This window comes from Sphingomonas sp. GCM10030256, from assembly GCF_042666415.1.
In the GTDB taxonomy this organism is placed as follows: Bacteria; Pseudomonadota; Alphaproteobacteria; order Sphingomonadales; family Sphingomonadaceae; genus Sphingomicrobium.
This window is the reverse complement of record NZ_JBHTDI010000001.1, coordinates 1,212,927-1,226,053: the sequence shown is the minus strand read 5'-3', so window position 1 is coordinate 1,226,053 and position 13,127 is coordinate 1,212,927. Positions and strand designations below refer to the sequence as shown.

Sequence of the window (13,127 nt, the reverse complement as noted above, 5' to 3'; positions counted from 1 at the left end):
CCCCCATGCCCACTCACGTCAATTTCGGCGAAAAGCTCGTCACCCCCGAGGAGAAGACCGCGCTGGTCGGCGGCGTGTTCAGCTCGGTCGCCCGCCGCTACGACCTGATGAACGACCTCATGAGCGGCGGCATGCACCGGCTGTGGAAGGACCGCTTCGTCAGCCGGGTGAAGCCCCGGCCCGGCGAGCATATCCTCGACATGGCGGGCGGCACCGGCGACGTCGCCTTCCGCATGGCGCGGCGCGGCGCGCAGGTGACCGTGTCCGACATCAACCCCGACATGCTGTCCGTCGGCATGGAGCGCGCCAGCGCCCGCGGCATTGACGGCCTCGTCTGGCAGGTGGAGAATGCCGAGACGCTGACCTTCGCCGACCAGAGCTTCGACGCTTACACCATCGCCTTTGGCATCCGGAACGTCACCGACATCCCGGCCGCCCTCAAGGAGGCCCACCGGGTCCTCCGCCGCGGCGGCCGCTTCTTCGTGCTGGAATTCTCGACCAGCGAATGGCCCGGCTTCGGCGAAGCCTATGAGCGGTACGCCGACCGGGTCATCCCGCGCGTCGGCAAGCTCGTCGCCGACGATGAGGAAAGCTACCGCTACCTCGTCGAAAGCATTCGCCGCTTCCCCCGACCCGACCAGTTCCGCGCGATGATCGCGAACGCCGGCTTTGTCCGCACCAAGGTCGAGACCCTGCTCGGCGGCCTGGTCTGCATCTGGAGCGGGTGGCGGATTTGACCACCGCCGCAACTCACCTCTGGCGCCTGCTGAAGTGGGGCCGCGTGCTTGCACGTCATGGCGCCCTGCGCGGGATCGAGCGCGATCCGCTCACCCCGCCCAACGTCCGCCGCCTTGTCCGCGTTGCCCGCTTCGGCACGCGCCAGCCGGAAGTGCCCGATTACGCCAATGCGCTGCAGGCGATCGGCCCCGCCGCGATCAAGCTCGGCCAGGCGCTTGCCACCCGTCCCGACCTCGTCGGGGAAGCCGCCGCGCACAACCTCCTGCGCCTGCAGGATTCGCTCCCGCCCGCGCCGTTCCCGCTGATCAAGGCAGCCATCGAGCAGGCCCTCGAAGCGCCACTCGACAGCCTATATTCTGAATTCGACCCCGTTCCGGTCGGCGCCGCCTCCATCGCCCAGGTCCATCGCGCCGTCACCACTGACGGTCGCCATGTCGCCGTGAAGGTCCTACGTCCCGGCATCGAGGAAGAATTCGCCAAGGCGCTCGAAACCTACGAGTGGGCCGCCGCCCATGTCGAGATCTACGGCGGCAACGAGGCCGAGCGCCTTCGTCCCAAGCAGGTCATCGCCTACTTTCGCCAATGGACCAACCGCGAACTCGACCTTCAGCGCGAAGCGGCCTCAGCGTCCGAGCTCAAGCAGAACATGGTGGCTGAGCCCGGTTTCCACATTCCGGAGATCGACTGGCGCCGCACCGCGCGCCGCGTCCTCACCCTCGAATGGATGGACGGCATCAAGCTTTCCAACCGCGACGAGCTGATCGCCGCGGGCCACGACCTTCCGCAGCTCGCCGCCACGCTCGTCCGTGCCTTTCTGCGCCAGGCGGTGGTCGACGGCTTCTTCCACGCCGACCTCCACCAGGGCAATCTGTTCGCCCTTTCCGACGGGCGGATCGGGGCGATCGACTTCGGTATCATGGGCCGGATCGATCGCCGCGCCCGGCTGTGGCTGGCGGAGATCCTCTACGGCCTGATAACCGGCAACTACCGCCGCGTGGCCGAAATCCATTTCGAAGCGCAATATGTCCCGCCGCACCACAACGTCGACGAGTTCACCACCGCCCTGCGCGCGGTCGGGGAGCCGATCCGCGGGCTTCCGGTCAAGGAGATCAGCGTCGGCCGCATGCTCGAAGGCCTGTTCTCCATCACCCGCGACTTCGACATGCCGACCCAGCCGCACCTGCTGCTGCTGCAGAAGACAATGGTGATGGAGGAAGGGGTCGCCACCGCGCTCGATCCCGACATCAACATGTGGGAAACGGCCGAGCCCTTCCTCAAGGAATGGATCCGCGGCGAGCTCGGCCCCGAAGCCTATTACGCCGATCGGCTCATCGACACGGTGCGAGCGCTCAAGAAGATCCCGGACCTGATCGACCGCCTCGACCAATATTACCCACCCCGCGGAGCCGCCCCGCCCTCGCCGCCGGTGGCGGAAGTCGCAGTCATTCAGCGCCCATCAGTGCCATGGGGTCACCTGCTGACGGCGATCGCCGCCGCCGCCGCGGGAGTTGGGGCCGTGCTGTTCTTGGCCTGAAATCCCGCTCCAGCCGGGAAATCGGCTCTAATTACGTTGATCAACGTGACCATCACGGATGTGTCGATCCTCAACGACAGCCTCAACAAGAACCAGATTGCCGCGCTCAACAACGTCGCGGTGCCGATCGTCGTTCAGGTTCCGGTCGCGCTGGCCGCCAACGTGTGCGGCACCACTGTCGCGGTGCTTTCGGCAGCCGGATCGGGTGGCGCATGTACCGCTACATCCAGCAACAGGACCCTCGGCCAAGCGGTCGTCCGTCAGGCGCTGAAGCAGAAAAGCTCAAAGACCAACTAAGCGCGGCAGAAAAGCTCGGCAGAATGCCAAGAAAGGGGACGGCTGGAAACGGCCGCCCCCTTTTTACTTGGCCGAATGATCGGTTCCGCCAGCGCTGCGATCACTTCGCCGCGACCAACTCCAGCTTGTCCTGCGTCCGCAGCTCGAAGTCGCTCGCATCATGCCGCTCCGGCAATTGCTCGTGCGGCTCGCCGGTGCGGTTATTGACCATTCGCCCACGCTTCACGCCCGGACGCTCGGCCAGTTGCTTCGCCCAGCGCTGGACATGCTCATACTCTTGAGCCGCCAGAAAGACGTCGGCATCGCCATAGACGCGCCCAAGCGCCAGCCCGCCGTACCAGGGCCAGATCGCCATGTCGGCGATGCTATATTCGCCCGCGATAAACTCGCTCTCAGCCAGCCGGCGGTTCAGCACGTCCAGCTGTCGCTTGGCCTCCATCGCGTAGCGGTTGATCGCATATTCGATCTTCACCGGCGCGTAGGCGTAGAAGTGGCCGAACCCGCCGCCCAGAAACGACGCCGATCCCATCTGCCACATCAGCCAGGACAGCACCGCAGCCCGCTCCGCACCTCCCTCCGGCAGAAAGGCCCCAAACTTCTCTGCGAGGTAGATCAGGATCGCGCCGCTTTCGAACACCCGCACCGGCTCGGCGCCCGAGCGGTCCACAAGCGCGGGAATCTTGCTGTTCGGATTGACCTCGACGAAGCCGCTACCGAACTGATCGCCTTCCATGATGTCGATCAGCCAGGCGTCATACTCTGCTTGCGCATGCCCCGCCTCCAGCAGCTCCTCCAGCAGGATCGTCACCTTCTGCCCGTTGGGAGTGCCGAGCGAATACAGCTGCAGCGGATGCCTGCCGACCGGCAGTTCCTTGTCGTGTGTTGCACCCGCGATCGGACGGTTGATGCTGGCGAAGCGGCCGCCGCTCTCGCTGTCCCAGGTCCACACTGCGGGTGGTGTATAGTCGGCGTCGGCCATGCGCATCTCCTGTCGGGCTCTGGCAGGTAGGAACCGCCTCCACGCTTTCAAAGTAGGATATTGCGTGTCACTGGGAGCCGATGCGGTTCGCCTGCCCCGACCAATATCGCTCCGACCACACGAAACCGGCGGAAAACCGCGCGTGTCACCGTGAACATTGTGAACATTCGCGAGCTGGAGAGCCGGGCTGATGGCCCGCATTCTCCTCATCGTCGGCGGTGGAATCGCAGCCTTCAAGGCGAGCGAACTCATTCGCCTGCTCCGCAAGGGTGGACACAGTGTCACCCCCGTCCTCACCGCCGGCGGCGCCCATTTCGTCACTCCCATGACCCTGGCGGCGCTGGCCGAGAGCCCTGTCTATACGTCCTTGTGGGACCTCAAGGACGAAACGGAGATGGGCCACATCCAGCTCTCCCGGGCTGCCGACCTGGTCCTCGTCTGCCCAGCCACCGCCGACCTCCTCGCCAGGATGGCCGCCGGCATCGCCGACGACCTCGCCACCACCCTGCTGCTCGCAACCGACAAGCCGGTGGTCGTCGCCCCGGCAATGAACGTGCGCATGTGGCTGCACCAGGCGACGCAGGCCAACGTCGCCACCCTCAAGGCGCGGGGCGTGCGGGTGATCGAGCCGGTCGACGGCGAGATGGCCTGCGGGGAATATGGGCCAGGAAGGCTGCCCGAGCCTGCTGAAATTCTGCAGCATCTCACACTCGCGCCCCGTTCTCCGTTCGTCCCGAGCGAAGTCGGGGGACGCTCTGAACGTGTCTCGACTTCGCTCGACACGAACTGGGACTTGAGCGGCCGCCACATCCTCGTCACCGCCGGCCCGACGCACGAACCGATCGACCCTGTGCGGGTCATCGCCAACCGCTCGTCGGGCAAGCAGGGCTTCGCCATCGCCGCCGCAGCCGCCCGGGCCGGTGCGCGGGTCACCCTGATCGCGGGACCGGTCGCCCTCCCAACCCCTGCAGGCGTCGCGCGGATCGACGTCGAGACCGCCGACCAGATGCTCGCCGCCGTTGAGGGCGCGCTCCCCTGCGACGCAGCCATCCTTGTCGCCGCCGTCGCCGACTGGAAGGTCGCGCCCTCGCCGACCAAGCTCAAGAAGAGCGCCGGCCCGCCTCAACTCGCCTTCGCTGCCAACCCCGACATCCTCGCCACTCTCGCGCAACATCCGCTTCGCCCGCGCCTCCTGGTCGGCTTCGCCGCCGAGACCGAGAACCTCCTCGCCAACGCCGCGGCCAAGCGTGAAGCCAAGGAGGCCGACTGGATCGTCGCCAACGACGTTTTGGGCGACGTCATGGGAAGCAGCCACAATCACGTCCACCTTGTCACCGCGTTCGGTGCCGAGGACTGGCAGCATGCCCCCAAGGACGAAGTGGCCCGACGCCTCGTCGCCCGAATTGCACAGGAACTCGCACCCGAATGATCCGCATCCAGATCACCCGCCTGCCCCACGGCGAGGGCTTGCCCCTGCCCGCCTACGCGACCCACGGCGCCGCCGGTCTCGATGTCGTCGCGGCCGAGGACCTCGACCTCGCCCCTGGCCAGCGCCACGCCGTCGCCACCGGCTTCAAGGTCGCCATCCCCGAAGGCTACGAGATCCAGGTCCGCCCGCGCTCCGGGCTCGCCTTCAAGCATGGCATCAGTGTGCCCAACACTCCCGGCACGATCGACAGCGATTACCGCGGGGAGCTCAAGGTCCTGCTGATCAACCATGGGGACCAGCCGTTTCCCGTCCGACGCGGCGAGCGTATCGCGCAGCTGGTTCCCGCTGCGGTCACTCCGGCTGCCTTCGACGAGGTCGATGCATTGGAGGACACTCATCGCGGTGTCGGCGGGTTCGGCTCGACTGGCCAATGACGAACCAGAATGGCTGACCTCAGCGACGAAGAACTCACCCGCTACTCCCGCCAGATCGTCCTGCCGCAGTTCGGCGGCGTCGGTCAGCAGCGGCTGAAAGCAGCCAATGTCTGCGTAATTGGGGCGGGCGGGATCGGCTGCGCCGTGATCCCCGCGCTCGCCGGTGCGGGGATCGGTCGGCTCACGATGATCGACGGCGATTGCGTCGACCTGTCGAACCTCCACCGGCAGCCGCTCTATCGCTCCCGCGAAGTCGGGGAGCCAAAAGCTGCGCTTGCCGCCCAATTTGTTCGGCGGCTCAACCCGTTCGTCGAGGTCGACCCGATCGAGCGGCGGATCGACGCCGGCAATGCGCCCGCGCTGCTCACCGGACACGATCTCATCATCGACGGTACGGACAATTTCGCGACCCGCCTCCAGGTCAGCGACGCCGCAGTCCGCCTCGGCGTCCCCCTGCTCAGCGCCGCCGCCGCCCAGTTCCAGGGCCAGGTCGGCCTGTTCCGCGGCCAGCCCTGCTATCGCTGTTTCGTCGGCGACGCGTTCGATTCGGACGACTGCGACAATTGCGCGGAACTGGGCGTGCTCGGTGCACTCACCGCCACCGTAGGCAGCTTCGCCGCGCTGATGGCGATCCGGGTCATCGCCGGAGCCGGCGAGGAGACGACGGGCAGGGTCTACTTTCTCGACGGGCTCACCGGCGAGTGGCGCTCCATGCGCCTGCCGGCAGACCCGGGATGCAAGGCCTGTGGAACCCAGCCACTCCCACTTGGGGGAGAAGCTCCGCGAAGCGGGGCGGAGGGGTCGTGAACCCACGTCGCCTGCGGCGACTGCTCCCCCCTGGGGGAGCTGCTACGCCTTCTTCTCCGCCGCAACCTTCTTGGCAGGAGCCTTTTTTGCCGCTGCCTTCTTGGCTGGAGCCTTGCGCTTCCCCTTGCCCTTAATCGGCGCCTTGGCCGACTTGGCGTCGATCAGCGCCACCGCCTCGTCCAGCGTTACCGCCTTGGGATCGGCAATCTTGGGCAAGGTCGCATGGGTCGTCCCGTCGGTGACATAGGGTCCGAACCGCCCCTCCATGACCTTGAGTTCCTTGGCGGTTTCCGGATGCGCGCCCAGCACCGCCAGCGGCTCCCGCGCCGCTCCACGGCCCTTGCCCGCGCCGTTCGCCGCGTCAGCCAGCTTAGCCACGGCCGCATTCATCCCGGTCTCGAACACCTCGGCTGTGCTGCTCAACCGCGCATATTTGCCCTGGTGCTGGAGATAGGGGCCATATCGGCCGATCGAAGCGGTGATCGGCTCGCCGGTCTCCGGGTGATTACCGATCGTCCGGGGCAAGGAGAGCAGCTTCTCCGCCCAGGGGAGGTCGAGGTCGCCCAGCGGCACGTCCTTGGGGACCGAGACGCGCTTCTCGCCCTGCTCCACATAGGGCCCGAACCGCCCGCTCTTCAGCAGGATGCCGTTGCCCAATTCCTGCGGGCCCTCGCTGGCCGAGGCATCGTCGCCGCCCTGGCCAAACTTGCGGGTGAACTTGCACTCGGGATAGTTGGAGCAAGCAACGAACGCGCCATACTTGCCCCCGCGCAAACCGAGCTTGCCGTTGCCGCACAGCGGACACACCCGCGGGTCCGACCCGTCGTCCTTGTCGGGGAACAGCCAGGGCGCGAGGAACTCGTCGAGCGCCGCCGTCACTTCGGACGGCTTCTGCTCCATCACCTCGCCGGCCTTGGGCTTGAAGTCGCGCCAGAAAGCCTCGAGCAGCTTCTGCCAGTCGAGCCGTCCGCCGGACACGTCGTCCAGCTCCTCCTCCAGCTCGGCCGTGTAATCGTACGAGACATAGCGCTCGAAAAAGCGCTCCAGGAAGGCGATCACCAGCCGGCCGCTCTCTTCGGGGATGAAGCGGTTCTTCTCCAGCCGGACGTACTCGCGGTCCTTGAGCGTCTGCAGCGTCGCCGCATAGGTCGAGGGACGGCCGATCCCCAGCTCCTCCAGCCGCTTGACCAGGCTCGCCTCCGAATAGCGCGGCGGCGGCTGGGTGAAGCTCTGCACCGCGTCGACGCTCTTCTTGTGCGGCGCGTCGCCGGCCGTGAGGTGCGGCATGCGCGCGCCCTCCTCGTCTTCCGCCTTCTCGTCGCGCCCCTCTTCGTACAGCGCCATGAAGCCGGGAAAGAGCACCACTTGCCCCGTTGCCCGCAACGTAGCCCGGCCAGCCCCGTCGGCCAGCTCCGCCGTCGTCCGCTCCAGCCGCGCCGACGCCATCTGGCTCGCCAGCGCACGATTGTAGATCAGCGAATACAGCCGCGCATGATCGCCACTGCCGGCCTTGTCCTTGCGGAAATCGGTCGGGCGGATCGCCTCGTGGGCCTCCTGTGCATTCTTCGCCTTGGTCGAATAGTGCCGCGGCTTGTCGGGCAGGTAGCCGGCGTCATAGCGGTCGGCGACGGCCTTGCGCGCCGCCGAGATCGCCTCGCCGGCCATTTGCACGCCGTCCGTCCGCATGTAGGTGATCGCTCCGTCCTCATAGAGCGACTGCGCCAACCGCATCGTGTGGCTGGCCGAGTATCCGAGCTTGCGCGCGGCTTCCTGTTGCAGGGTGGAGGTGGTGAACGGCGGCGGCGGGTTGCGGCTGAGCGGCTTGGTCTCGACCGACGCAACGGTGAAGCGACCGGCCTCGACCACCGCCTTGGCGGCATCGGCAGCGCCCTTGTCGCCGATCGTCAGCCGGTCGATCTTCTTGCCGTCGAGCCCGACCAATCGGGCCGTGAAGCTTTGGCCGTCCTTTTCGAAGGCAGCGCTGATCGTCCAATATTCCTGCGCCTTGAAGACCTCGATCTCGCGCTCGCGGTCGACGATCAGCCGCAGCGCGACCGACTGAACCCGCCCGGCCGACTTGGCTCCCGGCAGCTTGCGCCACAGGATCGGCGACAGGGTGAAGCCGACCAGATAATCGAGCGCGCGGCGCGCCCGGTAAGCGTCGATCAGATCCTCGTCGAGCTGCCGCGGCTTGCCCATCGCCTCGGTCACCGCCGACTTGGTGATCGCGTTGAAGGTCACGCGCTCGACATTCGCGGGAAGCGCCTTCTTCTTCCGCAAGACCTCCTGGACGTGCCAGCTGATCGCCTCGCCTTCGCGATCAGGGTCCGTCGCGAGGATCAGCGAATCCGCCTTCTTCGCCTCGTCGGTGATCGCCTTTAGCTGCCGCGCCTTGTCGGGATAGGTCTCCCAATCCATGGCGAAGCCTTCGTCCGGGTTCACCGATCCGTCCTTGGGCGGCAGGTCGCGCACATGGCCGTAGCTCGCCAGCACTCGGTGCCCGGGTCCGAGATATTTCTCGATGGTCTTCGCCTTGGCCGGCGATTCAACGACAACAAGCTTCACGAAATTTCCTCACGCATGCGTACGAGGGTGATGGGTCGGACTTGCGCCCGTCAAGCGGCGCGGAGGCTGACCTTGCCACCGGCATGGCGATCGACCCGCCCGGCAAGGTCGAGCTCCAGCAGCACCAGCTGGACCGCACCGCTCGGCAGGCCAGACTGGCGAACCAACTCGTCCACCGGCACCGGCGCGGCGCCTAGCAGAGATTGCACCGTCTGCCGCTCGTCCTCGCCGGCGTCCAGCCTTGGCTCCGCTGGCGGCGCACCCTCGAACGAAAGCCGGGGGGCTGCGACCCCACTGCGGCTAGGCCGGATCGCTTTCATCACCTCGGCGGCATTCTGCACCAGGGTCGCGCCATCGCGGATCAGGCCGTTGCAGCCCTGGGCGCGCGGATCGAGTGGCGAGCCAGGCACCGCCATCACCTCGCGTCCCATCTCGGCCGCAAGCCGGGCGGTAATCAGCGACCCGGAACGCGGCGCCGCCTCTACCACGACCGTGCCGAGGCTCAGTCCGGCGATGATGCGGTTCCGATAAGGAAAGTGGCGCGCCCTCGGCTCCGTCCCCGGCGGCATCTCCGCCACCACCAGCCCCTGCTCGCCCATGGCCTGCTGGCGAGCCTCATTCTCCGGCGGGTAGAAGACGTCGATCCCGCCTGCGATCACGCCGACCGTACCCGTCTCGAACGCACCGTCGTGCGCCGCCGTGTCGATCCCGCGCGCCAGACCGGACACCACCACCGCGCCTTCGCGGCCAAGCTCATCGGCAAGCATCCGCGCGAGCGGCAGGCGGCTGCGGATGCGTTGCGGGCACCAACGATTGCCACCATGGGCCGGTCGAGCATCTGGAGGTCGCCGCGCACGATCAGCACGGGCGGCGCATCATCATTCTCGGCGAGAAGCCGCGGATACAGCCCTTGGCCAAGCAACAGGTAGCGAGCGCCCAGCCGCTCGACCTGCTCGATCTCCCGCCGGGCGGACTCCTCGGTGGCGATGGCAGGCGCCCTGCCCCGTCCCCGCGCGGCAAGTTCGGGAATGGCGGCAAGCGCCGCGTCCGCGCTGCCGAAGCGGGCGAGCAGTTGCCGATAGCTGACCGGCCCGATCCCACCCGAACGGATCAGCCGGATGCGGGATACCAGGTCCGGCGCGCTCACTTGGTTCGGCCTACGCGCGGTTCGGTACCTGCCTTGAGCCGTGCCAGGTTCTCCCGATGCTTCCAGATCACCAGCAAAGCGAAGCCTATCAGCATCGGCAGGAGATCGCTGCGATCGAGCAGCGCTGCGCTGACCGGAGCGCTGACCGCAGCGGCCATGCCCGCGACCGAACTGATCCGGGCGAGCAGCAGCAGCCCGATCCAGACGACCGCATAGACCAGCGCCGCCAGGGGCAGCAGCGGCACCAGGACGCCAAGCAAGGTTGCAACGCCCTTGCCCCCGCGGAACTTCAGCCACACCGGATAGAGATGCCCGACCAGCGCCCCGGTAGCCGCGAATCTCTCGGTGCCGGGGAAGAACCGCATCGCCAGCCACACCGCCACGGCGCCCTTGGCCGCGTCCAGCAGCAGGGTCGCCGCGGCCAGTCCCTTGCTGCCGGTCCGAAGCACGTTGGTCGCACCGATGTTGCCAGAGCCGACCGAACGCAGGTCGCCCTTGCCGGCGAGGCGGGTGAGGATCAGTCCGAACGGAATGGAGCCAAGCAGATAGCCAAGCGCCAGCGCCAGCAGCGCCGGCTGGAGAGCGGAATTCATGACCGAGGTTGGTAGCAGAAGAGGAAAGGGGCGCAACACACCCGTCACCGCGAGCGCGGCGACGCGATCCAGTTCTCCGCGGCCACAAGAAACTGGATTGCTTCGTCGGTCTGCTCCTCGCAATGACGAGGCTGACGAATGACCCCGACCTCCCCCATCCTCTTCTTCGATTCCGGCGTCGGCGGCCTGTCCGTGCTGCAGCCGACCCGCGCGCTGCTTGCCAACGCGCCGATCGTCTACGCCGCCGACAGCGCCGCCTTCCCCTACGGCACCCGCAGCGAGGCAGAGATTGCGGCCCGCGTGCCCGCCCTTCTCGGCCGACTGGTCGAGCGTTTCCACCCGCGGCTGGCAGTGATCGCCTGCAACACTGCGTCGACCATCGCCCTCGATCATGTCCGCGCCGCACTCGAGATCCCGGTGGTCGGCACCGTCCCGGCGATCAAGCCCGCCGCCGAGATGTCCCGGAGCCGCGTGGTCGGCGTGCTCGGCACCGAAGCAACGGTCCGCCAGCCCTATGTTGACGACCTCGCCGCCCGGTTCGCGGCCGACTGCACGGTCCTGCGCCATGGCTCGGCCGATCTTGTGGCGCTGGCGGAGGCGCGGCTGGCCGGCGAGCCTGTCTCGCAGGCGGCCGTCACGGCAGCCGTCCGCCCGCTTCTTGATCAGCCCGTCGGCGAGCGGATGGACGTGGTCGTCCTCGCCTGCACCCATTTTCCTTTGCTGGCGCGGGAGCTTGCCGACGCCTTGCCGAACGTTCGCCAGGTCGACGGAGGCTCCGGCATTGCCCGCCGCATCGCCTATCTCACCCGCGGGCAGGAGTGGCCGGCCGAACCGCGCGAGGGCACCGCCGTGTTCACCGGGCCTCCGCCCGCTCCCGACCTGACGCGCGCCCTGGCCGGCTATGGGCTTTCCCGTATCGAACAACTCTGACGGTCTGGCAAAAGCCGCGGCTTGCCGGTATTGGGCGACAAACCGACGGGATCATCGGGCACCTTGGACTACCAACGCATCTTTCAGGCCGCGATCGACCGGCTGCACGACGAAGGCCGTTATCGCGTCTTCATCGACATCCTGCGCAACAAGGGCAACTATCCCAATGCGCGCTGCTTTGCCGGCCACAACGGCCCCAAGCCGATCACCGTCTGGTGCTCCAATGATTATCTCGGAATGGGCCAGCACCCCGCCGTGGTCGCGGCGATGGAAGAAGCGCTGCACGACGTCGGGGCCGGCTCCGGCGGTACCCGCAACATCGGCGGCAACACCCATTACCACGTGGACCTGGAGGCCGAGCTCGCCGACCTGCACGGCAAGGAAGCGGCTTTGCTGTTCACGTCCGGGTACGTTTCCAACGAGGCAGCGCTGTCCACGCTCGGCAAGCTGCTGCCCGGCTGCGTGATCTTCTCGGACGAACTCAACCACGCCTCGATGATTGCAGGCATCAAGAATTCGGGCTGCGAAAAGCGCGTCTTCCGCCACAACGACCTCGACCATCTCGAGCAGCTTCTCCGTGATGAAGATCCAGAGACGCCCAAGCTGATCGCGTTCGAAAGCGTCTATTCGATGGACGGCGACGTCGCTCCGATCGCAGCCATATGCGACCTCGCCGACCGCTACGGCGCGCTGACCTATCTCGATGAGGTCCATGCGGTCGGCATGTATGGCGCCCGGGGGGGCGGCATTTCGGAACGCGATGGCCTCGCCGACCGGGTCACGATCATCGAAGGCACTCTGGGCAAGGCGTTCGGTGTGATGGGCGGCTACATCGCGGCGGACCGCAACATCGTCGACTGCATCCGCAGCTACGCTCCCGGCTTTATCTTCACCACCAGCCTGTCGCCGGTGCTGGTCGCCGGAGCGCTCGCCTCCGTCCGCCACCTCAAGGCCTCAACCGACGAGCGCGAAGCGCAGCAGGCGTCCGCCGCGATGCTCAAGACCAAGTTCGCCGACGCCGGCCTGCCGGTGATGGACAGCGTCACCCACATCGTGCCGCTGCTGGTCGGCTGCCCTGTCAAGGCCAAGCGGATCAGCGACATCCTCCTCGCCGAGTATGGCCTGTACGTCCAGCCGATCAACTTCCCCACCGTCCCCCGCGGCACCGAGCGACTGCGCTTCACGCCCGGCCCGGCACACGGCGAGGCGATGCAGGACGAGCTTACCGGCGCCCTGGTCGAGATCTGGGACCGGCTGGAGATGAAGGCGGCCGCCTAGCCGGATGACGTGGATGCCGGAGCCTGCCTCGCCCGATTTCCGCCATTCCATACCCGCCGATCTGCTCGCTGCCCTCCACGCCGATCCGGCGTTGACCAGCACTTGGGACGCCCTGACGCCCCTCGCGCGCAACGAATGGATCTGCTGGATGACGTCGCCCAAGACCGCCGAGACTCGCGCCAAGCGGCTGACCCGACTTCAGGAGGAGGTCCTAGGCGGCAAGCGGCGTCCCTGCTGTTGGCCGGGCTGCCCGCACCGGCGCGAGTCCGCCCGGAAATGGATCGCGCCCTGAGGCGAATGCGGACGGCGGCGCGCAGAAGCACTGTCCTACCGCGCGGGTTTTGGCTACTGGGCAGCCATGGCCCCCTCCGACCCCTTCACGCCCGATCGTTACAA

Annotated in this window: 12 protein-coding genes and 1 pseudogene; 9 read left to right on the top strand and 4 right to left on the bottom strand. The window is 67.2% G+C overall.

All coding sequences use genetic code 11. The annotated features are described in order from the left end of the window. Window positions 1–5 precede the first annotated feature (5 nt). Genes ACFQPG_RS06110 through ACFQPG_RS06100 form a run of 3 tightly spaced genes read left to right on the top strand, consistent with a single transcriptional unit; the run spans window position 6 to window position 2,569 of the window. On the top strand, window positions 6–737 hold the full coding sequence (locus ACFQPG_RS06110) for a class I SAM-dependent methyltransferase (RefSeq protein WP_380811039.1): 732 nt from the start codon (window positions 6–8) through the stop codon (window positions 735–737). After that, complete coding sequence (gene ubiB, locus ACFQPG_RS06105) at window positions 734–2,272, top strand: 2-polyprenylphenol 6-hydroxylase (RefSeq protein ID WP_380811729.1); 1,539 nt, start codon at window positions 734–736, stop codon at window positions 2,270–2,272. The genes ACFQPG_RS06110 and ubiB overlap by 4 nt, the downstream gene beginning before the upstream one ends. A gap of 45 nt (window positions 2,273–2,317) precedes the next feature. After that, window positions 2,318–2,569, top strand: coding sequence for a hypothetical protein (locus ACFQPG_RS06100; RefSeq protein WP_380811037.1), 252 nt, complete (start codon window positions 2,318–2,320; stop codon window positions 2,567–2,569). 100 nt (window positions 2,570–2,669) lie between these two features. Here the strand turns inward: ACFQPG_RS06100 and yghU are convergent, their stop codons facing one another. Beyond that, window positions 2,670–3,548 (bottom strand): glutathione-dependent disulfide-bond oxidoreductase, encoded by an 879-nt coding sequence (gene yghU / locus ACFQPG_RS06095; protein WP_380811035.1) that lies wholly within the window; start codon window positions 3,546–3,548, stop codon window positions 2,670–2,672. A 190-nt stretch (window positions 3,549–3,738) separates the two neighbouring features. Between yghU and ACFQPG_RS06090 the strand changes: the two genes are divergently transcribed. From ACFQPG_RS06090 to ACFQPG_RS06080, 3 genes are read left to right on the top strand one after another with little or no spacing between them, the layout of a single operon-like run. Beyond that, window positions 3,739–4,977 carry a bifunctional phosphopantothenoylcysteine decarboxylase/phosphopantothenate synthase gene (locus ACFQPG_RS06090; RefSeq protein ID WP_380811033.1) on the top strand — a complete coding sequence of 413 codons (1,239 nt, stop codon included), beginning with the start codon at window positions 3,739–3,741 and terminating at the stop codon, window positions 4,975–4,977. After that, window positions 4,974–5,411 (top strand): dUTP diphosphatase, encoded by a 438-nt coding sequence (dut, locus tag ACFQPG_RS06085; protein WP_380811031.1) that lies wholly within the window; start codon window positions 4,974–4,976, stop codon window positions 5,409–5,411. Before ACFQPG_RS06090 ends, dut begins: the two co-directional genes overlap by 4 nt. A 9-nt stretch (window positions 5,412–5,420) precedes the next feature. Next, window positions 5,421–6,218 (top strand): HesA/MoeB/ThiF family protein, encoded by a 798-nt coding sequence (locus tag ACFQPG_RS06080; protein WP_380811029.1) that lies wholly within the window; start codon window positions 5,421–5,423, stop codon window positions 6,216–6,218. A 42-nt stretch (window positions 6,219–6,260) separates the two neighbouring features. On the opposite strand, the gene topA is transcribed toward ACFQPG_RS06080, so the two are convergent. From topA to plsY, 3 genes and pseudogenes are all read right to left on the bottom strand, one after another. Further along, window positions 6,261–8,783, bottom strand: a complete 2,523-nt coding sequence (gene topA, locus ACFQPG_RS06075) for a type I DNA topoisomerase (RefSeq protein WP_380811027.1) — start codon at window positions 8,781–8,783, stop codon at window positions 6,261–6,263. 50 nt (window positions 8,784–8,833) lie between these two features. Continuing rightward, window positions 8,834–9,930: pseudogene (gene dprA / locus ACFQPG_RS06070) on the bottom strand (DNA-processing protein DprA). Then, window positions 9,927–10,523 (bottom strand): glycerol-3-phosphate 1-O-acyltransferase PlsY, encoded by a 597-nt coding sequence (gene plsY, locus ACFQPG_RS06065; protein ID WP_380811025.1) that lies wholly within the window; start codon window positions 10,521–10,523, stop codon window positions 9,927–9,929. The pseudogene dprA and the gene plsY overlap by 4 nt, the downstream one beginning before the upstream one ends. Window positions 10,524–10,661: 138 nt before the next feature. Between plsY and murI the strand changes: the two genes are divergently transcribed. The 3 genes from murI (at window position 10,662) to ACFQPG_RS06050 (ending at window position 13,023) form a co-directional block, all read left to right on the top strand. After that, window positions 10,662–11,453 (top strand): glutamate racemase, encoded by a 792-nt coding sequence (gene murI, locus ACFQPG_RS06060; protein ID WP_380811023.1) that lies wholly within the window; start codon window positions 10,662–10,664, stop codon window positions 11,451–11,453. 63 nt (window positions 11,454–11,516) lie between these two features. After that, window positions 11,517–12,731, top strand: coding sequence for a 5-aminolevulinate synthase (hemA, locus tag ACFQPG_RS06055; RefSeq protein ID WP_380811021.1), 1,215 nt, complete (start codon window positions 11,517–11,519; stop codon window positions 12,729–12,731). Window positions 12,732–12,735: 4 nt separating this feature from the next. Next, the gene (locus ACFQPG_RS06050) at window positions 12,736–13,023 is read left to right on the top strand and encodes a YdeI/OmpD-associated family protein (RefSeq protein ID WP_380811019.1); all 288 of its coding nucleotides are present in this window, start codon (window positions 12,736–12,738) and stop codon (window positions 13,021–13,023) included. Window positions 13,024–13,127 lie beyond the last annotated feature (104 nt).